General features: G+C 56.4%; 15 protein-coding genes. 8 read left to right on the top strand and 7 right to left on the bottom strand.

Annotated elements, in window-relative coordinates:
* Nucleotides 1-127: 127 nt before the first annotated feature.
* The 3 genes from BARVI_RS04925 to BARVI_RS04915 are packed head-to-tail and all read right to left on the bottom strand — an operon-like array spanning nt 128 to nt 5,359.
* Nucleotides 128-652, bottom strand: coding sequence for a flavodoxin (locus BARVI_RS04925; protein ID WP_025278165.1), 525 nt, complete (start codon nt 650-652; stop codon nt 128-130).
* A gap of 31 nt (nt 653-683) precedes the next feature.
* Nucleotides 684-2,126, bottom strand: coding sequence for a SusD/RagB family nutrient-binding outer membrane lipoprotein (locus BARVI_RS04920; protein WP_025278164.1), 1,443 nt, complete (start codon nt 2,124-2,126; stop codon nt 684-686).
* Between the two features lie 20 nt (nt 2,127-2,146).
* Nucleotides 2,147-5,359 (bottom strand): SusC/RagA family TonB-linked outer membrane protein, encoded by a 3,213-nt coding sequence (locus BARVI_RS04915; protein ID WP_025278163.1) that lies wholly within the window; start codon nt 5,357-5,359, stop codon nt 2,147-2,149.
* Nucleotides 5,360-5,570: 211 nt separating this feature from the next.
* Between BARVI_RS04915 and purH the strand changes: the two genes are divergently transcribed.
* From purH to BARVI_RS04875, 8 genes are all read left to right on the top strand, one after another.
* Nucleotides 5,571-7,094, top strand: coding sequence for a bifunctional phosphoribosylaminoimidazolecarboxamide formyltransferase/IMP cyclohydrolase (purH, locus tag BARVI_RS04910; protein WP_025278162.1), 1,524 nt, complete (start codon nt 5,571-5,573; stop codon nt 7,092-7,094).
* Between the two features lie 27 nt (nt 7,095-7,121).
* Nucleotides 7,122-8,141 carry a rod shape-determining protein gene (locus BARVI_RS04905; protein WP_025278161.1) on the top strand — a complete coding sequence of 340 codons (1,020 nt, stop codon included), beginning with the start codon at nt 7,122-7,124 and terminating at the stop codon, nt 8,139-8,141.
* A gap of 113 nt (nt 8,142-8,254) precedes the next feature.
* Nucleotides 8,255-9,100, top strand: coding sequence for a rod shape-determining protein MreC (gene mreC, locus BARVI_RS04900; RefSeq protein ID WP_025278160.1), 846 nt, complete (start codon nt 8,255-8,257; stop codon nt 9,098-9,100).
* A complete protein-coding gene (locus BARVI_RS04895; protein WP_025278159.1) occupies nt 9,093-9,611 on the top strand; it encodes a hypothetical protein in 519 nt (172 codons plus the stop codon). Before mreC ends, BARVI_RS04895 begins: the two co-directional genes overlap by 8 nt.
* Complete coding sequence (locus tag BARVI_RS04890) at nt 9,595-11,457, top strand: penicillin-binding transpeptidase domain-containing protein (RefSeq protein WP_025278158.1); 1,863 nt, start codon at nt 9,595-9,597, stop codon at nt 11,455-11,457. The genes BARVI_RS04895 and BARVI_RS04890 overlap by 17 nt, the downstream gene beginning before the upstream one ends.
* Nucleotides 11,438-12,889: a rod shape-determining protein RodA gene (rodA, locus tag BARVI_RS04885; protein WP_025278157.1), complete on the top strand. Its 1,452-nt coding sequence runs from the start codon at nt 11,438-11,440 to the stop codon at nt 12,887-12,889. The genes BARVI_RS04890 and rodA overlap by 20 nt, the downstream gene beginning before the upstream one ends.
* Nucleotides 12,890-13,313: 424 nt before the next feature.
* Nucleotides 13,314-14,603, top strand: a complete 1,290-nt coding sequence (locus tag BARVI_RS04880; RefSeq protein WP_232214015.1) for an OmpA family protein — start codon at nt 13,314-13,316, stop codon at nt 14,601-14,603.
* Nucleotides 14,604-14,618: 15 nt separating this feature from the next.
* Nucleotides 14,619-16,928: a leucine-rich repeat protein gene (locus BARVI_RS04875; RefSeq protein WP_025278155.1), complete on the top strand. Its 2,310-nt coding sequence runs from the start codon at nt 14,619-14,621 to the stop codon at nt 16,926-16,928.
* Between the two features lie 153 nt (nt 16,929-17,081).
* Here BARVI_RS04875 and BARVI_RS04870 read toward each other — a convergent pair whose 3' ends face one another.
* The 4 genes from BARVI_RS04870 to BARVI_RS04855 form a co-directional block, all read right to left on the bottom strand.
* Complete coding sequence (locus BARVI_RS04870) at nt 17,082-18,353, bottom strand: M56 family metallopeptidase (protein WP_025278154.1); 1,272 nt, start codon at nt 18,351-18,353, stop codon at nt 17,082-17,084.
* 21 nt (nt 18,354-18,374) lie between these two features.
* Complete coding sequence (locus tag BARVI_RS04865) at nt 18,375-18,737, bottom strand: BlaI/MecI/CopY family transcriptional regulator (protein WP_025278153.1); 363 nt, start codon at nt 18,735-18,737, stop codon at nt 18,375-18,377.
* Nucleotides 18,738-19,039: 302 nt separating this feature from the next.
* Nucleotides 19,040-19,390 (bottom strand): hypothetical protein, encoded by a 351-nt coding sequence (locus BARVI_RS04860; protein WP_025278152.1) that lies wholly within the window; start codon nt 19,388-19,390, stop codon nt 19,040-19,042.
* 11 nt (nt 19,391-19,401) lie between these two features.
* A complete protein-coding gene (locus tag BARVI_RS04855) occupies nt 19,402-19,722 on the bottom strand; it encodes an FtsB family cell division protein (protein ID WP_025278151.1) in 321 nt (106 codons plus the stop codon).
* Nucleotides 19,723-19,760 lie beyond the last annotated feature (38 nt).

Here is a 19,760-nt window from a genome sequence, read left to right as displayed (position 1 = left end):
GACTTGCTACTCCGTCGGTCGTGCGGTGGCCATGCCGTTTGTCGCAAATCCCATTATACCACACACCCCGCTCCCGTCGATTGTTGAGACGGGGGCGGGGTGTGTCCGTTTTAAGGCGCTTGGACGGTTAGAGGGTTGCCTCGGCCCGTGCGCCTTTCAGCTCCTTTTGAAGGAGTTTCACCCAATAGTTCAATCGATGCTCGGTCTTCTCGGGTTCGTTCACCTCGTCGATGAGCAGACCCACGAGATGGCCGTCGACCCGGGCGGTCGAGTGCTCGAAGGTGTAGTCGCCCGCCTCGAAGGCTCCGCAGAAGCGGGCACCGGTCTTCTGTAACCGTCGGTACAGGGTACCCACGGCGTTGCAGAAGGTGTCGCACATCGACTGGTCGCCGCACCCGAAGAGGGCGATGTGCTTGTCGTGCAGGTCGAGCACCTCGATGCCGGTGAGAAAGTCGTACCAGTCGTCCTGCAAGTCGCCGTTACCCCAGGTCGAGGAACCCAACAGAAGCAGGTCGTAGTCGCCTACCTCTGAGGGTTCGCTCCGGGCTACGTCGTGGAGGTGTTCGTGGTCGATGTGCATCAGGTCGGCCAGCCGGTAGGCCACACTCTCGGTGATGCCGGTCGTGGAGCCATAGAAAATTCCGATTTTCATATTGTCAGGTAATTAAAAAACAAAGGTCGTTCTATCGGTTTCCGCCGGCCCACCACACCGGCTCGGTGGTGACATAGTCGCCGTTGCCGTAGGCCTGGGCCACATGCTCGTTGCTCACCACATCGCTATTGCCGTAGGGCAGGCGCAGGGGGAAGGGCAGGGGGTTGTCGAGCGACAGCACGTCGGCCTCGCCCAGGGCTTGCAGGCGCCGGTAGTCGTGATAGGTCTCCAACACCTCGCCCTCGTAGCAGGCCAGGTATTTCTGGTTGATGATTTCGCCGATGGGGTCGGCCTCGAAGCGGGGCAAGACGACATTCTGGAAGTAGTCGTTGGCCTCACTGGCCGAGAGCCCCACCTGGGCAAAGGCTGCCACCACGGCGTTGTAGAGCGAGCCGATGGCATCGCCGGTAAGGCCCAGCCGGGTTTGCGCCTCGGCCTTGACAAACTGCAACTCGTGGTAGCTGAGCAGCAGCGTGGGGCGTGTGGGCGAGAGCAGACCCGAGATGCCGTAGTAGCCCTGCCGTTGCTCGGGCGAGCCGTTGGGGGCGAACACCAGTTTGCCGGTACCGGGATAGGCCTTGAAGAAGAGTGCTTCGCGCGGGTCGTTGCGCTCGACGAGTTTCTGGTGCAGGCTCTCGCTGGCCCCGAAATAGCGGCGGTTCAGGTAGAAGGCGTAGAAGGGGTTGATCGAGGTACTGCCGTCGTAGGGGTAGGCCAGCTGTTCACCGGCATCGACAAAGGCGCTGTCGGCATAGTCGATGACTTGGTCGTAGCGAGGTTTCCGGTAGGAGAGCCGCAGGGTGTATCGGGCTTTCAGGCCGTAGGCCGCCTTGATCCACAGCTCGGCCTGCCGGTCGGCATCGTACTGGCCGTAGATGAGGTCCTGCCGGCCGACGGGAGTGAGGGTGGCCAGGTCGTCGCGCTTCAAGTTGGCGATGGCATCGTCGAGCAGGGAGAAGATGTCCTGGTAAATCGACTCCTGACTGTCGAGCTTCGGTTGGTAGACTACCCCCGGTTGCAGCGCTTCGCTCCAAGGAATGTCGCCCATGAGGTCGGTGAGGGTAGCCAGGTTGAGCGCCGTGAGCACCTGAGCCATGCCCAGCAGGTGGTTGGAGCCCGACTCGACTCCGCCGGTTGCGCAGCGCTCGCGTATGATTTTCAGGGCGCGCAGGTTGCGGTAGGTGCTGCCCCACGCGTTGTTGAAGGTAGCCGCCGAGTAGACGTCGGCAAGTCGCATCTCGGCGTTGTACATCTGGTTGAAGATGCCCGCCTGCTGTTCCATGTAGACCGCCGTGTAGAAGGCAAAGTCGCCCGACACGAGGTTGACGGCCGAGGAGGTTTCGGCGTCGGTGAAGAGGTAGCGCGAGGGCACATCTTCGGGGTCGTTCTCGTTGCGGTTGAGGCGATCCATCACATCGTCGGTACAGGCGGTGAGCAACCCGGCCGCGCAGAAGATATATATCCACTTTTTCATATTCATGAGATGTTTGAAGGTTAGAAGGTTACGGTGAGGCCCCCTCCGTAGCTCGACGTCTGGGGCAGGGAGAATCGTTCGAAGGTACCGCTCATGTTGTTGTTGCCCTGCGACGACTCGGGGTCGAGGTTGGGCATCTTGGCCCACAGCAGCACGTTGCGGGCGAAGGCGAAGAGCGAGATGTCGAATATGCCGATGCGGGGGAACTGGTATTTGACCGTGAGGTCGCGCAGCTTGAAGAACGAGGCGTCGTAGATGTACGACTCGTCGATGTTGCCCAGCACGTCGACATAGAGCGTCTCGTAGGCGCCCGGGTCGTCGGCACCACCCCGCACGATATCGTTGGGGGTACCGTCGGACTTATAGCCGGGGTAGACGAAGGGGGTGGTGCGGTCCTCGGTCTTTTTGCTGACGCCGTAGAGGTCCATCAACCCGTTGGTGCCCGAATAGATGTCGCCGCCGTGTCGCCACGAGAAGGTGGCCGATACCGAGAGCCGCCGGTAGCGGAACGAGGTGTTGAGTCCCATCGTGAAGTCGGGGGAACACTGGCCGATGACCTGCGGATTGCCCGATGCCATGGGCATGCCGTAGGTGGCGCTGTTGGGGTCCTCGTCGACCAGAATGCGCCCCTGGTCGTCGCGCTTGAACGCCGTGCCGTAGATGACCGGGTAGTAGTCGCCCACACTCGCTCTTACCTGCGGGGTGACAAACCCGCCGAGGAAGATGTTGGTCACTCCCGGAGCCAGCTCGTCGACCCGGTTGCGTATGACGGTAAAGTTGACTCCCAGGTCCCAGGTGATGTCGGGCGAGGAGTAGAGTTGCCCGTTCAGGTTTATCTCGTGGGCGTCGGTATGGATTTTGCCGCCGTTGGTGAGGTATTGGGCGGCCCCGGTCGAACCGGCCAGCGGCACGGGAAATATCTGGTTCTTGATGTTCTGCCGCGAGAAGGTGTAGTCGGCCGAGAGTCGGTTGTGGAACAGCCTGACGTCGAAACCCACCTCGAACGAGTTGGTGTTCTGCGGCGTGAGGTCGGGGTCATACAGCTCGGCATAAGGCACGTAGGCGGTGATGCCGTTGAGCGGGTAGACTACCGGCGGGTTGGTCCAGAAGCCGCCGGTGTAGTCGGGGCGCACGTAGTAGTTGTTGTAGTAGCGTCCGGCCTGTCCCACCTGGGCAAAGGAGCCCCGCACCTTGGCAAAGGTGAGAATGGGATTTCCCCGCAGGGGTTCCAGCTCGGTGAGTACATAGGAAACCGACACCGAGGGGTAGAAGAAGGCCCGGTTGCCGCGGGGCATGGTCGACACCACATCTTCCCGGCCGGTGACGTTGAGGTAGGCTTGGTTGCGCCACGAGAGGGTGGCGTTGCCGAAGAATCCCACCGTGCGGGCCCGGTCGACCGTGGTGGTCGAGGTCTGTATGGCCGTGTTCTGTATCGTGGGGTTGCCGCCGAAGTTGAACCCCTGTCCGTAGTCCTCGTAGAAGGCTTTGTTCTCCTGGTTGATTTCGTTACCCGCCAGGGCCGTGAGGTGAAAGTCGTCGCCGATGTTCATCTCGTAGTTGACGGTGAAGAGCGAGTTGAAGATGATGTTGGTCACGCCGTTCGACTCGATGCTGCCGGTCTGTCCCTGCGTGCCGTATTCGTAGATGTTTTTATATCGCGAGGTGTAGGCGTCGACACCGATTTGCCAGCGGGCCGACAGCTTCTTGTCGCTGCTCCAATTGATTTTGGGGGTGAACTCGACAAAGGTGTTGCCGAAGAAGCGGTGCGTGTTCTCGTTGAACGAGTTGTGCCGGGTAGCCCAGTAGGGGTTGTTGAAGGTGAGCGAGCGGTAGCTGATTTGTGTGTAGGGGTCCTCGGGCAGAGCATAGGGAATGCCTTTGAGGTTGTAGCTGGGCGGTGCGCCGTAGACGGCACCCAGCACGCCGCTGTTGGCCGTGGGCGCCTTGTCGATGTTGTTGCGCACGAAGTTGGCCGAGAAGCCGGTCTTCCACTGCTCCGAGAGGTTCACCTCGGCCATGCCCCGCACCGAGTAGCGGGTGAGTCCGGTCGAGGGAATCACGCCGTCCTGCTGGGCCGTGCCGATGCCAAACGAGTAGTTGCCCTTCTCGAACCGTTGGCTGACGTTGAGCGAGGTGTTGAAGGTGACACCCGTGCGGAAGAAGTCGCCGATGTTGTCATACACGCCCGGAGCCACCCAGGGATTCTCGCCGGTCTGCGCCAGTTGGGGTACATAGTAGAGCCCCTGGGTGCCCGAGGGGTCGTAGTTGTTGAGTGCCGTGCCCACGTTGCCTCCGTAGGTGGGGTCGTCGGGCAGGTCGCCGATGCGGGGGCCCCAACTCATCGACGAGGTGGGGTCGAAGCGCAGCCCCTGCTGCGAATCGCTGTAATAGCCCTGTGCCCACTGTTTCTGTACCTGCGGGCGGCGCGACACCGTCTCGGCACTGAGGTTGGTGGTGAAGGTGACGTGCGGGCGGCCGATTGAGAGTCCCCGTCCGCTTTTGGTAGTGATGACCACCACGCCGTTCGAGGCCCTGATGCCGTAGAGGGCGGCGGCCGCCTGCCCCTTCAACACGTTGATGCTCTCGATGTCGTTGGGGTCGATGTCGATGGAGCGGTCGGCAATGTCGGTACCGCTCACGCTCTGCCCGGTTGAGAAGTCGGGTGTCGACTGAATGGGCATGCCGTCGACCACATAGAGCGGCGTGTTGTTGCCGGTGAACGAGCGGGCGCCGCGAATGACAATCTGCGACGAGGCTCCCGGCATACCGCTCGACGGGACAATCTCCACACCCGACAGCTTGCCCTGCAAGGCGTCGGAGAGCCCGGTGGTACCCGCCTTGTTCAGGTCGCTCCCCTTCAAATCCTGGGCGGCATAGCCCAACCCCTTGCGGTCGCGTTTCATGCCCAGGGCGGTAACCACCACCTCGTCGATTTTGTGGTCGGCATTTTCGAGCACGATGTTCATGCGGTCTGTGATGGGCACCTGGCGGGTCGCCATGCCGATGTAGGAGACTACCACCTCGCGGGCCGAAGGGGGTACCCGCAGGGTGAAATTCCCATCGAGGTCGGTGCTGGTACCGATTTGAGTACCCGGCACCAGTATGGTGGCCCCGATGATGGGCTCGTTATCATCGGCGAAGGTTACCTGGCCGGTGATGGTGCGCTCCTGAGCCCCGACGGCGGTAACCGCCGCAGCCAGCAGCGTCAAGAATAGACATAGTTTTTTCATAATCGTTCTCTTTTCTTGGGTTCGAGAGGGTTTCTTTTTGAGAAAGGATAACGAATGCCGAACTCTTTTTGTTCGTCCCGGGCGGGAGTTAACCCTGTTAAAATGAGGCCGGCAGAAAAGATTTGCCCTTTGGTGAAAAACTTTCGGTCATTATGCAAGGCAAAACCTATATATTTTTGTATTTTTGTAGCAAATTTATATAGTGCAATGCTTTATGCTTGAAAATAAGAAAATTAAAACAGCTCTTGTCTCGGTTTTTCACAAAGATGGCTTAGACGAAATTTTGAAACTTTTACATGCCGAAGGGGTAGAATTTATCTCGACCGGCGGTACGCAATCTTTTATCGAGTCGCTGGGAATCCCCTGCGGTGCCGTAGAGGACTTGACCGGCTATCCCTCCATTCTGGGCGGTCGGGTAAAGACCCTTCACCCCAAGGTATTTGGCGGAATCCTCAACCGCAGGGAGAATGAAACCGACCAACAGCAAATCGCTCAATACGAAATTCCTTCGATCGACCTGGTCATCGTCGACCTCTATCCGTTTGAAGAGACGGTAGCTTCGGGTGCCGACGAAAGCGCCATCATCGAGAAAATCGACATAGGCGGCATCTCGCTCATACGGGCCGCTGCCAAAAACTACAAGGACGTGGTCATCGTGGCCTCGAAAGCCCAATACGCTCCGCTGCTTTCGCTCTTGAAAGAGAAGGGGGCCAACACCTCGCTCGAAGACCGCCGCTGGTTTGCCAAAGAGGCATTCGCCGTATCGTCGGGATACGACAGCGCCATCTTCAATTACTTCGATGGCGGCGAAGGCTCGGCCTTCCGCTACGCCGGCAACCACGCCAAGGTGCTGCGCTACGGCGAGAACCCCCATCAGAAGGGCGTGTTCTATGGCAACTTCGACGAGATGTTCGAGCAACTCCACGGCAAGGAGATTTCTTACAACAACCTGCTCGACATCGATGCCGCCGTGTCGCTGATTTCGGAATTTGACGAGACCACCTTCGCCATTCTGAAACACAACAACGCCTGCGGCCTGGCCTCGCGCGACACCCTGCTCGAAGCCTGGAAAGATGCCCTGGCCGGCGACCCCGTATCGGCCTTCGGCGGTGTGCTCATCACCAACCGTCCCGTCGACAAGGCTACGGCCGAAGAGATGCACAAAATCTTCTTCGAGGTATGTATCGCCCCGGCTTATGACCCCGAGGCCCTCGCCATACTGGAACAGAAGAAAAACCGCATCGTGCTCGTGCAGAAACCCTTCCAGGCTCCTGCCCGTCAGTTCCGCTCGCTGCTCAACGGCGTGCTGGTACAAGACCGCGACCTCTATCGCGAGAAACCCGAGGAGCTGCGTCAGGTGACCGAAAAGGCTGTGACTCCCGCCGAGGTCGACGACTTGTTGTTTGCCAACAAGATTGTAAAACATAGCAAATCGAACGCCATCGTACTGGCCAAGAACCGTCAGCTCTGCGCCAGCGGTATCGGTCAGACCTCGCGTGTCGACGCCCTGCGTCAGGCCATCGAGAAGGCCCGTTCGTTCCACTTCGATTTGCAGGGTGCCGTTATGGCCTCCGATGCCTTCTTCCCCTTCTCCGATTGTGTGGAGATAGCTCACGAGGCCGGGGTGAATGCCGTGATACAACCGGGCGGATCGATTCGCGACAACGAGTCGATCGAGTACTGCAACAAGAACGGCATGGCCATGGTGATGACCGGCATACGGCACTTCAAACACTAATCAAGAAACTTTTAATCAAATAGTCTTATGGGATTGTTTTCTTTCACGCAGGAAATAGCCATCGACTTGGGTACGGCCAACACGGTGATTATCCACAACGATAAAATCGTGGTCGACGAGCCGTCGGTGGTTGCGTTGGACAAACGTACCGACAAGCTGCTGGCTGTCGGCGAAAAAGCACGTTTGATGCATGGTAAGACACACGAGAACATTCGCACGATACGGCCGTTGCGCGACGGCGTGATTGCCGATTTCTATGCCGCCGAGCAGATGATTCGGGGCATGGTCAAGATGGTGAGTTCGAAGAGCCACTGGTTCTCGCCCTCGCTGCGTATGGTTATCGGTATCCCTTCGGGCAGTACCGAGGTCGAGATTCGTGCCGTGCGCGACTCGTCGGAACATGCCGGAGGCCGCGACGTATATATGATTTACGAACCGATGGCTGCGGCTATCGGTATCGGTCTCGATGTGCAGGCTCCCGAGGGTAACATGATTGTGGACATAGGTGGCGGTACGACCGAAATCGCCGTGATTTCGCTGGGCGGTATCGTCTCGAACAACTCGATACGGGTGGCCGGCGACGACCTCACGAACGACATTCAGGAGTATATGGGGCGCCAGCACAACGTGAAGGTGGGTGAGCGCACGGCCGAGCTGATCAAGATCAACGTAGGTTCGGCCCTGACCGAGCTCGACAATCCCCCCGAAGATTATGTGGTACACGGCCCCAACCGTATGACGGCCCTGCCCATGGAGGTACCCATCTCGTATCAGGAGATTGCCCACTGTATCGAGAAATCGATTTCGAAAATCGAGGCTGCCGTGCTCAACGCGCTCGAACATACCCCCCCCGAACTCTATGCCGACATCGTGCGCAACGGTATCTGGCTGGCCGGTGGCGGTGCCCTGTTGAGAGGCTTGGACAAGCGGCTTACCGATAAGATAGGTATCCCCTTCCACATTGCCGACGACCCCTTGCACGCTGTGGCCAAGGGCACGGGTGTGGCTTTGAAAAATATCGACCAGTTCTCGTTCCTCATTCGGTAATCGAGCCGGGAACGAAAGCGGTTGGCCCGGCCGGGCCGGGAGTTCAGTATAAACGAGTTACAAAGACCCTGAGTGCCTTTGTAACTCGTTGTTGGTAGTCAAAAGACGAAGAAATGCGCAATTTGATCGATTTTTTGTGGAGGCATATCTCATGGATTGTGTTTGCAATCTATGTGGCGATCAGTTGCGTCTTGTTGTTTGACCGCAACCCCTATCAGCGCAGTGTCTATTTCTCGTCGGCCAACCGGGCGGCGGTCGTCGTCTACGACTTGCAGTCGGAGGTTACCTCCTACCTGGGGCTGCGCAAGGCCAACCGCGACTTGCAGTTGCGCAACGGTGAGTTGGAGATGGAGGTCATCAACCTGAAAGCCCAGCTCAACAGCTACCGCTCGGCGGCAGGCGCCGACACGATACCGGCCGATTCGGTGCTGCACGACTATGACTTTGTGGTGGCCCGGGTAATCAACAACAGCGTGGCGCAAGTCAACAACTACATCACCATCGACAAGGGACGTGCCGAGGGCATAGAACCCGAGATGGGGGTGGTCGACCAGAATGGCGTGGTGGGCATCATCAACGTGGTGGGCGAGCATCATGCCGTAGCCATCTCGGTGCTGAACCCCAAGTTGCGCCTCAGCTGTAAGGTGAAGGGGAGCGACTATTTCGGGTCGCTGGTGTGGGACGCCGTGAGTCCCCGCTATGCCGTGCTCGAAGAGATGCCCCGCCACGTCGAGTTTGCGGCGGGCGACACGATTGTCACCAGCGGCTACTCGTCGGTATTCCCCGAGGGGTTGATGGTGGGTATCATCAGCGACTACAAGAAGCAGCACGACGACAACTTCTACGCTCTGCGGGTCGAACTGAGTACCGATTTCAGCGGGCTGGGTTACGTGCGGGTCATCTCGAATCGCATGAAGGAGGAACAGGACAAACTGGAAAAGGAGGCCCGTTATGAGTAATTGGTTGCGATACATCACGCTCTTTATTGTCATGGTGCTCTTGCAGGTGTTGATAGGAAACAATATCCATCTGTTCGGGGTTGCCATACCCTTCTTCTACATCTATTTCATTTTGCGGCTTCCCCTGTCGCTCTCGATAAACTGGACCATGACCCTGGCCTTTCTGCTGGGGCTCATGATCGATATTTTCAGCAACACACCGGGCATGAATGCCTTGTCGTGTGTGATTCTCTCGGTCTTGCGCAAGCCGGTGTTGAGTCTGTATACGCCCCGGGGTGAGGACTATGCCGAGGCGATACCCTCGATTCGCAGTTTCGGCATGTCGCTGTATGTGCGTTATGCCCTCACGCTTTCGCTCTGTTTCTGTGTGGTACTCTTCTTTGTCGAGTCGTTGAGCCTCTTCAATCTCGGGCGGCTCGTGGCCCGGGTGGTGGCCAGTACCGCGCTGACCTTTCTGGTAATTTTGGGTATGGACAGTTTAACGAAGACCGGACGTGAGAAAAGATTATAAACTGGCCAAACGGAAATATGTCATCGGGGGTATCGTGCTGACGATTGCCTGCATCTATATCATTCGCCTCTTTTCGTTGCAGGTGCTTAACGACGATTACAAGCAGTATGCCGACGGTAATGCCTTCTTGAAAAAGACGCAGTATCCCTCGCGCGGGCTCATCTACGACCGCACGGGCAAGTTGCTGGTGTTCAACCAGCCGGCCTACGACGTGATGATGATTGTGCGGGAGGTGCGCCCCTTCGATACGCTCGACTTCTGCCGTACGGTGGGAATCACCCGCGAGCAGTTCGACAAGCGCATGGCCGACATGAAGAACCCGCGTCTCAATCCCGGTTACTCCTCCTATACGCCGCAGACCTTCATGACCCAGCTCTCGGCTCAGGACTACGGCCGTTTGCAGGAGAAGCTCTACCGCTTCCCCGGCTTCTTTATCCAGAACCGCATGCTCCGCCAGTACGCCTACCCCGTGGCGGCCAATGTGCTGGGCAATATCCGCGAGGTATCCCCCCGCGATATCGAGCGCGACGACTACTATACGCGCGGCGACTACACGGGCGACCTGGGTATCGAACGCTCTTACGAGCCGGTATTGCGCGGCGAAAAGGGGGTGGAGATACTGTTGCGCGATGCTCACGGACGCATCAAGGGCCGCTATGAAGAGGGGCGTTATGATGTAGCTCCGGTCTCGGGCAAGAACCTGAAACTCTCGATTGATGTCGAGTTGCAGGCCTACGGCGAGAAGCTGATGCAGAACAAAATAGGGGCCATCGTGGCCATCGAACCCTCGACGGGCGAGATTCTGGCCATGGTGTCGAGTCCCACCTACGACCCCTCGATGCTGGTGGGGCGGGAGCGTGGCAAGAACTACCTGAAACTGAATCGCGACAAATACAAGCCGCTGTACGACCGGGCGCTGATGGCCGCCTATCCGCCGGGGTCGACCTTCAAGCCCACGCAGGGGCTTATCTTCCTTAACGAGGGTATCATCACCGACCACACGCTCTATCCCTGCTACCACGGTTTCGTGGCGGGGCGGTTGAAGGTGGGTTGTCACGGACACGCCTCGCCCCTCTCGCTGTTGCCGGCCTTGCAGACTTCGTGCAACGCCTTCTTCTGTTACGGACTGCGTTCGATGATTGACAACCGCACCAAGTACAAATCGGCTGCCGAGGCCTTCAACATCTGGAAAGACTATCTGGTGTCGATGGGATATGGCTACCGGCTGGGGGTAGACCTGCCGGGCGAGAGCCGCGGTTTTATTCCCAACAGCAACTACTACAACAACATATACGGCGAGAACCGTTGGAGCGCCCTCACCATCATTTCGGTCGCCATCGGGCAGGGCGAGGTGCTGGCCACCCCGTTGCAGATTGCCAATCTGGCGGCGACCATTGCCAACCGGGGCTACTTCTACACGCCTCACCTCATTCGCGAGATACAGGACACGACCATCAACGCCGAGTTTACCACTCCCCGGCACACGATGGTCGACTCGCATTACTACGACTATGTGGTCGAGGGTATGCGCATGGCGGTGACGGGCGGTACCTGTCGCATTGGGGCCATACCCGGTATCGAGGTGTGCGGCAAGACGGGTACGGCACAGAACCCGCACGGCAAGGACCACTCGGCCTTCATGGGTTTTGCCCCCATGAACAATCCCAAGATTGCCATTGCCGTCTATGTCGAGAATGCCGGCTTCGGGGCCACCTATGGCGTGCCTATCGGGAGCCTCATGATGGAGATGTATCTGAACCGCGAGATTGCGCCGGAACGGAAATATCTCGAAGAACGCATGTTACAATCCAATACGATTATATACAGTGGAGTCAAGAAGCACTAACATATGGCGATCGATCGACTGGGTGACGGTAATCCTCTACCTCATTCTCGTCTTGTGCGGGTGGGTGAGCATCTATGCCGCCAGCTACGACTTCGACAACGCCAGCATCTTCGATTTTGCCGAACGCTCGGGCAAACAGCTTATGTGGATAGGCCTTTCACTCGTGCTGGCCTTCATGATACTGATGGTCGATTTCCGGGTCTACGAGACCTATGCCTACCTTTTTTACGGCATCGTGCTCCTACTGCTGGTGGCCACGATATTCCTGGCCCCCGACATCAAGGGGTCGCACTCGTGGCTGGTGCTGGGGCCGGTGAGTCTGCAACCGGCCGAGTTTGCCAAATTTGCCACGGCGCTTGCCCTGGCGCGGTCGTTCGGTACCTATGGCTTCTCCCTGAAAAACCGGCGCGACCTGATGCAGGCCGTCCTGATTATCGTCTTGCCCATCGTCTTTATCATCGCCCAGAAGGAGACGGGGTCGGCCCTCGTCTTTGCCTCGCTCATCTTTGTCCTCTACCGCGAGGGGTTGTCGGGGCTTTTCCTCTTTTACGGGCTGTGTGCCATTGTCTATTTTGTGGTGGCGGTCAAGTATTCGAGTCTCATGTGGGGGGCCGTGGCCGCCGGCGAGGTACTGGTGTTTATCCTCATCTTCCTGGTGGTAGCCGGCATGTTGCTGCTCTACCAGAAGAACGGACGGGCAGCCCGTTATCTCATGTTGGGCTATTGGGCCATAGGGGCGGTGTGCGGTGCGTTGCTCTACTTCGGGGTAGCGGTTAATCTGCTCTATGTCTGCATCGGGGTGACTGCGGCCACGGTCGTCTATCTGCTGGTGCTCTATTTTTCGAGCCGTTCACTGCGCGTTCTCACCATTCTGGCCACCGCGTTGGTCTCGGTAGTCTTCCTCTTTTCGGTCGACTATGCCTTCAACGAGGTGTTGGAACCCCACCAGCAGAAGCGTATCAAGGTGGCTCTGGGTATGGAGGAGGATTTGCGGGGTGCCGGCTACAACGTGAACCAGTCGAAAATCGCCATCGGTTCGGGCGGCTTCTGGGGTAAAGGCTTCCTCAACGGTACGCAGACCAAATTGAAATATGTGCCCGAACAGGATACCGACTTTATCTTCTGTACCATCGGCGAGGAGGAGGGATTCTGGGGAGCCGTCGGGGTGATTCTGCTTTTCGTGATACTTATCTTCCGCCTCATGGCGATAGGCGAGCGACAGCATTCGGCCTTCGGGCGGGTCTATGCCTATTGCGTGGTATCGATACTCTTCTTCCACCTGGCGGTCAATGTGGGTATGGTCATCGGGTTATGTCCGGTGATAGGCATACCGTTGCCGTTTTTCAGCTACGGAGGTTCGTCGTTGTGGGGATTCACCATTCTGCTGTTCGTCTTGTTGCGCATCGACGCCTCCCGTACCGAGCGTCATTGACGGATTTTTTACCGGAAAATTCGATTTGTCCGATAGCGACGCGAGGGACGATGGGGTGCTGTAACAGCCTCTCGGGAAGTTATGAAACGTTATATGGCTGATTTTTATGCGGTTATTTCTATATTTGGGGGTCTATTATTTATTGTTAATTTTTTTGTCTTTGTTCTTTTCTTTTCGGGTAAAGTCTATATATTTGTATTTCAAAAGAGCTAATAAAATAGTTTTTGAAGAAATAAAGGGGACTAAATCCTATAATGATAGGTATTCTGTGTGTCGGTTTGGTCCTCTTTGGATATAGGGATAAGAATAGGAAATTTAATTTTGAAAGAGGATAATTCAAGACCAAATGAGAAAAATCTTGTTTTTTCTGTTGGCGGGTGCCTTTTTTATAGGGGACGTGCATTCGCAAGAGGCGATTGACTCGATGAAAATCTTTTATCGTCGAGGCTATCGGTATGTCGATTTGTCTTTTCGAGACAATCGAGCCCAGCTGCAACGGTTTTTAAATTCGGTGGAAGAGGCTTTGGAAAACGATCGGGTAGAGAAACTCGTGATTCGTTCCTACGCTTCGCCCGATGGAAGTGAGGAGGCCAACGCACAATTGGCCGAGGGCCGTGCCGAAGAGTTGAAAAACTATCTGGTAAACGAGGGGAATATCCCGGCTTCGCTGATTGAGCACCATGCCGAAGGCATTGCCTGGGATATGCTGCGGCAACAGGTGGCCGCCTCGGAGATGGAGGGGCGCGACGAGGTGCTGTCGATTCTCGACCATACCCCGGTGTGGGTGTTTGACGACCAGGGCCAGATAATAGGCGGTCGCAAAAAGGAGTTGATGGATTTGCAGGGCGGACGTCCCTATCGTTATATGATGGAACACATCTTTCCTGACTTGCGTAACAGCAGCAACACGGTACTCTATCTGCGCATCGTCGAAAAGGAAACGACGCAAGATCGGGTGCAGTCGTCGGCCTCGACTATCCGGTCGGCCGATGTGGTATCGTCGGTGACAACGGCACCATCGGTGCAGGCAGAGCCGGTTACTCCTGTCGAGGAGACCGTTCCCGAAACTCCGACTGTCACGGCCGAATCGTCGGCCACGGCTGCGAGCGACGGTACTCGTGAGCCTTCGGCCGCATTGTCGGGAGACCGCTATCCCCGTCATATATTTGGGCTTCATGCCGGGTATTGCAGTTCGTGGATAACCTCCTATGGCATGAAATCGTCGACCCAGTCAGGCTATGAAGCAGGATTTACCTATCGGTTGGGGTTGAGCCGTCAATATCCGGTCTACTTCCGCACGGGGCTCAATTTCATCAGCAAAGGTTACGAGGTGAATGGCTTTGACGATACCCGTACTGTTATCAATTATTTGCAGCTTCCCGTAGGTATCGACTACACGATAGCACTGGGCAAACACCTTGCCTTGATACCTTCGGCCGGTCTCTACTACGCCTTCGGGGTGTGGGGAAAGCGACAGGTGGGCGACGAAAAAATCTGCCTGTTCGGTCGTGAAGGAGGTTTCTCGCGGCACGATATGGGATTTCAGTGCGGACTCGATGTGGCCTTCTACCGTTTCTTTGTGGGAGCGGAGTATCAACATGGGCTCATTGACATAGATAAAAACGATACGATGTATGGCGACAACTCTCAGATGATTGGTTACAAGCATGTTCAGAATCGTTGTTGGGTAGTGAAGGCCGGCATTTACTTTTAAAGGGGGGAATGAGTTATGAAAAAGAGATTGACCTATCTGATTATAGGGCTGTTGACGCTAGTCTCCTGTACGGAGTATGACGAGATAGCCATGTGGAACAAGAATACCGATATGGGCTCGCGGCTGGCAGCTCTGGAAGAGCTGTGCAGCCAGATGAATACCAATATAAATTCGTTGCAACAGATTGTCGAGGCTTTGCAGGGTAATGATTATGTGACGGGAGTAGCTCCTGTGGTCGAGAATGGCCAGACGGTAGGCTACACCATCACCTTTACCAAGAGCGGACCGGTGACTATCTACCACGGCTCCGATGGCGAGTCGGGCTCTACACCCTTGATCGGAGTGAAGCAGGATACCGACGGGCTCTATTACTGGACTCTCGACGGAGAGTGGCTGCTCAACGATCGGGGCGAGAAGGTAATAGCGCATGGGCTGGAAGGTAAATCGGCTTATGAACTGGCTGTCGAGAAGGGTTACCAGGGCACCCTCGAAGAGTGGCTGGCTTCGCTCAACGGTGAAGACGGTGGCAAGGGTGAGGCAGGCGATGATGGAGACAATGGTAAATCGGCCTATGAACTGGCCGTAGAAAAAGGTTATCAGGGGACACTTGACGAATGGCTGGCTTCGCTCAAAGGAAACACGGGCACCGACGGCAAATCGGCTTATGAGCTGGCCGTAGAGAATGGTTATCAGGGGACGCTTGAAGAGTGGCTGGCCTCACTCAACGGCAGCACGGGTGCCGATGGCAAATCGGCTTATGAACTGGCCGTAGAGAATGGTTATCAGGGGACACTCGATGAGTGGCTGGCTTCACTCAAAGGTAATGCGGGGGACAAGGGAGACGATGGTATCACTCCTCGGTTGGAGATTCGCGCCGATGGTTATTGGTACATCTCTTACGACGAGGGGCTGACCTGGACACAACTGGGGCAGGCTACCGGCGATGCCGGGCAGAACGGCGACTCCATGTTCAGTGATATTGACGTTTCCAACCCCGATTATCTGATTCTTACCCTGGCCGGTAGCGGAGAGCAAATCAAGTTGCCCTATTATCGCGACAAGTTCGACCTGCTGTTTGTTTCGGGTAGTGACCGGTTGAGAGAGATGGCTCTCTACTGTGGGGTCGGCGCTTCGGCCGAGGTGACCTATGAGCTGACCAATCCGCTCAACGCCACGATTGCGGTCGAGTGCATCTCGCACAGCAATTATCAGGTGGCTGTCGACAAGTCGGCCTCGAAGATTACAGTTACAGCTCCAGCCGACCCGGCTGCGGTAGGGGCTACGGTCGAGGTGCTGGTCTTTGCCTCGGACGACGAGCGTACCCTCATGCGCAAACTGGTCATCAAGCAGGTGAAATATATTCCCTACACGGCTACCGAGCAGTTGTATATTACCAGTGCCGACTTCCCCGGCGATCCCTATTTCTGGGGCAAGGATTGTGAATTCCTGACCGATTTGAGTACCTACGATGCCGCTACCGGCGAGGGCCGGTGGGCCTATGTAGGTACCGTGACCGATGTCGAGCCGAGTGCCTTCAACAGCGAACAGGCCATACGCAGCATCGTCCTGCCCGAAGGAATTACCTATATCGGGCACAACGCCTTTAACAACAGCGCTCTCGAATCGATTACCCTGCCCGAGTCGCTGGTCGAGATAGACCAGTATGCCTTCTCGAAATGTAACTTGACCGAGATAACTCTCCCTGCCAACCTTGAAACGTTGGGTAGTTCGGCCTTCGATTACGAAGGGACGAGCAGGGTGTCGCCGTTGACCAAGGTGGTGTTCGAGGGGAACAAGCTCGAAACCATTCAACTGAATACCTTCCAGTACTGCAAGAACTTGCAGGAGATTGTCTTGCCCGACGGCCTCAAAACCATCGAGTACAATGCTTTTGAACGGTGTTCGGCCTTGACTCGCATCGAGATTCCCAACAGCGTGACAGCCATCGGGAATTCGGCCTTTATTTACTGTACGAGCTTGGTGGAGGCTATTATCGGCGACGGTGTGACCGAGATAGGCAAGCAGGCCTTTGGCGAGTGTACTGCGTTGAAGACAGTGGTGATAGGCCGGGGTATTCAGTCGATTGGCGATATGGCCTTCAATACCCGCAGTTCCCGGGATCAGATGGGGCTGGTATCGGTTACCATACTCTTCGACGACATCGATTCGGGAACCTTCCCCGAGCTGGCCAGCAGTTCGCGCGGCGTCTTTCCCAAACCCGGCGGTTGGGATCCCGTGAGTTACAAGATTTATGTACCGGCCGGAACCGGAGCTACGTATCGGGCAAACTGGTCCGATTACAGCTCGCTGATTGTGGAGATGTAAGAAATACTTCCAAAAAAAATGAACATAGATTGGAACCCCCGGTTACCTTTCGGCAATCGGGGGTGCTTCGTTCAGTCGTAAGTAGTTTTGTTCGCTCTTTTTGCAGATAAGATTATCTGCTTGTGAATGATGAATCGTTTTTGTACCGTAGGCTTATGACAGCTTGAAGCTGACAGGCAGGGTGTAGCGCACGTTGACCGGTTGGCCGTCCTGCATGCCCGGTTTCCAGTCGGGGAGGGCACGCACTACGTCGATGGCCGCCTGGTCGAGCATCTTGTCGATGCTGCGCACAACTTGAATATTGCCCACTTTCCCCGCTTTGTCAACCACGAATTGCACAACCACACGCCCCTCGATTTGACCGTCGATAGCGTTTTGGGGATACTTGAGATTTTCGCTGATAAACTTGAAGAGGGCTTGCGTGCCGCCGGGAAACTCGGGCATCACCTCGGCAACTTCGTATATGGGGTCGGGCTCGGACGTCTCGTGAACGGTGCCCGTTCGGGGTAGAACTTCGGTTGTTGCAGGCGGCATTGATTGAGCGTTTGCGATCTCAGGGGCAGGCGATTGTTGGCAGCTCTGGCTCCCGACAACGAGCAGACCGAACAGCGGCAGAGCCAGCAAATAGCGGAACAGAGACCACCGGGACGAACGTCGGCAGTTGATCATGGCAATGCGCTCTTTCAGAAACGCGTGGTTAAACGGCAGGGTCGAGCGAGGGGTCCGGTCGGCCCCCGCCAGTTCGAGCAACCGGTATTGGTAGGGGCGCTTTTCCGTTTCATCGGTCAGCGCGGCCCGGTCGGCCAGGTATTCGAGGTTGAGCCTCAACTCTTTCAACAGAAGCCAGGCCAGCGGGTTTATCCAACAGAGTGCGGCAACGCTCTCGCCCAGCAGGATATCTATCGAATGCATCTGCCTGACGTGAGCCTGTTCGTGGTTCACGATGGTTGTCCAGCCGGTAGGATTGTCGAGAGCCGAGGCCGGCAGGAATATCCAGTTGAAGAACGAGCAGGGTTGCGTCCCCTCGGGGCAGACGACCACACGACAGGAGCCCAAGCATCGCAAGGGGTTATGCCTTCGTAACCCGACGATGGAGAGGAGTCGAACTGCCAGTCGCAATCCCAGCAGCAAAGCTACGCCGCCATACACTCCGGCTATGAATTGGTAGGGCGATAGCGGACGGTCGCCCGAACCGTCGGGCTTGACTTGTAGTTCGGGAAGGGTGATTTGCAGTTCGGCGGGTAGTGCATCGGACACTCCTCCGGGAAGGCGGAATAGCGGGTAGACGAGGGCGAACAGCAGGATACCCAGCAACAGGATCCGCCTGGCCGTAAAGTGGGTGTTGCGGGTCGAGAGCGCCTTGTAGACTATGAAGAGCAACGAGAGCGCAATGTGTACTTGCAGCAGGTAAAGCAGAAAGTTCATGACGGGAGGGTTTGCGGATATTTACTTGTTCTCTTGTTCAATCATGGCGATGATTTGTCGCAGGTCCTCTTCCGAGAGTTTCTTCTCGTGGGCGAAGAAGGTGACCATCTCCTTGTAGGAGTCGGAAAAATAGCTCTTGACGATACCCGACAGGAATTTGCCTTTGTATTCGTGCTGACTGATGCGGGGGGTGTAGAGGTAGGTGTTGCCTATCTTCTCGCTCGACAGATAGCCTTTGCGTTCCAGATTCTTCACGACCGAGGCTACTGTGGTATAGGGCGGCCGCGGTTCGGGCAGTTTCTCGACAAAGTCTTTTACGATGCCCCGTCCCTTTTCCCAGATGACGAGCATCACCTCTTCTTCTTGATGGGTTAGTTTCTCCATGTCTTAATTACGATTGTTTCGCAAATCTACGAAAATTTCGTAGATAAACAAATTTTTTTCTCTGAAAATGTGAATGAAGTGATTTTTTATCCGATAAAGAGCTTCTTATCCCGGGTACGGGCCAGAGCGACGGGGTGGCAGGGAGAGGACGACAGGCTGTTGAGGGACGCAATGAGGAAGGCTACCCGAGCTGTATCGGGGCGGGGTGATTCTCGGGTGCAGAGAGACTCGCCCGGTTCCCGGAGGGCGGCGTAGGGTTGGGGGCCGGCTGTGGCGTGGTATTGTCGGTCGTTACGGTATGGTCACTCTTTCCCCTCTTTCTTGGCTACGCGGGGAATGAGAATGGCGGTGTAGAGTTGCAGGGCAGCTCCCACGGTGAGCAGCATCACCCAGTCGGGGTCGTCGCGGAACATGAAATAGGACGAGGCTACCAGAAAGAGCGACGAGAAAGTCTCGATGTGAAACAGTCGTTTGAGCCGGAAGTTCTTGCCCTTGTACCGGAAGGTGAGGCGGCAGATGGCCATACCGGCGGCCCCGCAGGCGTAGAGATAGGGTACCCACGGCAGTTTGATCATGAACAGAGGCAGAGCCGCCCCGATGATGACAGCGATGGAGGAAACCATAAAGAGCATGTCGCGCGTGTGCTGTTTCATGTCGGTAATATTTAGGGAGTTTGTTTTTTCGGTTCGACGATGTAGATATCTTCGTTGGGCTTACTCATATAATACTGTTCGCGGGCAATTTGTTCGACCACGTTCTTGTCGGTTTTCAGCCGTTCGATTTGCCGGTTGTAGTAGTCGGTCGTATCGTTCTGTGCGGCAATCTGCTGGCGCAGGTCATTGATTTCGGCATCGTAGCGTATGCGTTGGATACAGCTGTTTTCGTCAATGAAGATGATGAAAATCACAAAGACGACGAGTACGGCCTTCCCCCAGGAGAAATGCTTGCGTGCGTAGTCGAGTATTTTGACTTTGTCAATTTTCATCGATGCGAAGATTCAGTCGTCTATTTGGAGGGTAAAGG

This window comes from Barnesiella viscericola DSM 18177, from assembly GCF_000512915.1.
Lineage (GTDB): Bacteria > Bacteroidota > Bacteroidia > Bacteroidales > Barnesiellaceae > Barnesiella > Barnesiella viscericola.
Note: the sequence above shows the minus strand (reverse complement) of the source record. Positions and strands in the feature narration are given on the sequence as shown.

Bases quoted from the DNA above. Each gene is read 5' to 3' on its own strand.
- BARVI_RS04855 (WP_025278151.1), bottom strand. From the start codon at position 19,722: ATGAAAATTGACAAAGTCAAAATACTCGACTACGCACGCAAGCATTTC.
- mreC (WP_025278160.1), top strand. From the start codon at position 8,255: ATGCGCAATTTGATCGATTTTTTGTGGAGGCATATCTCATGGATTGTG.
- BARVI_RS04875 (WP_025278155.1), top strand. From the start codon at position 14,619: ATGAAAAAGAGATTGACCTATCTGATTATAGGGCTGTTGACGCTAGTC.
- BARVI_RS04865 (WP_025278153.1), bottom strand. From the start codon at position 18,737: ATGGAGAAACTAACCCATCAAGAAGAAGAGGTGATGCTCGTCATCTGG.
- BARVI_RS04860 (WP_025278152.1), bottom strand. From the start codon at position 19,390: ATGAAACAGCACACGCGCGACATGCTCTTTATGGTTTCCTCCATCGCT.
- BARVI_RS04870 (WP_025278154.1), bottom strand. From the start codon at position 18,353: ATGAACTTTCTGCTTTACCTGCTGCAAGTACACATTGCGCTCTCGTTG.
- BARVI_RS04880 (WP_232214015.1), top strand. From the start codon at position 13,314: ATGAAAATCTTTTATCGTCGAGGCTATCGGTATGTCGATTTGTCTTTT.
- BARVI_RS04925 (WP_025278165.1), bottom strand. From the start codon at position 652: ATGAAAATCGGAATTTTCTATGGCTCCACGACCGGCATCACCGAGAGT.
- BARVI_RS04920 (WP_025278164.1), bottom strand. From the start codon at position 2,126: ATGAAAAAGTGGATATATATCTTCTGCGCGGCCGGGTTGCTCACCGCC.
- purH (WP_025278162.1), top strand. From the start codon at position 5,571: ATGCTTGAAAATAAGAAAATTAAAACAGCTCTTGTCTCGGTTTTTCAC.
- BARVI_RS04905 (WP_025278161.1), top strand. From the start codon at position 7,122: ATGGGATTGTTTTCTTTCACGCAGGAAATAGCCATCGACTTGGGTACG.
- BARVI_RS04895 (WP_025278159.1), top strand. From the start codon at position 9,093: ATGAGTAATTGGTTGCGATACATCACGCTCTTTATTGTCATGGTGCTC.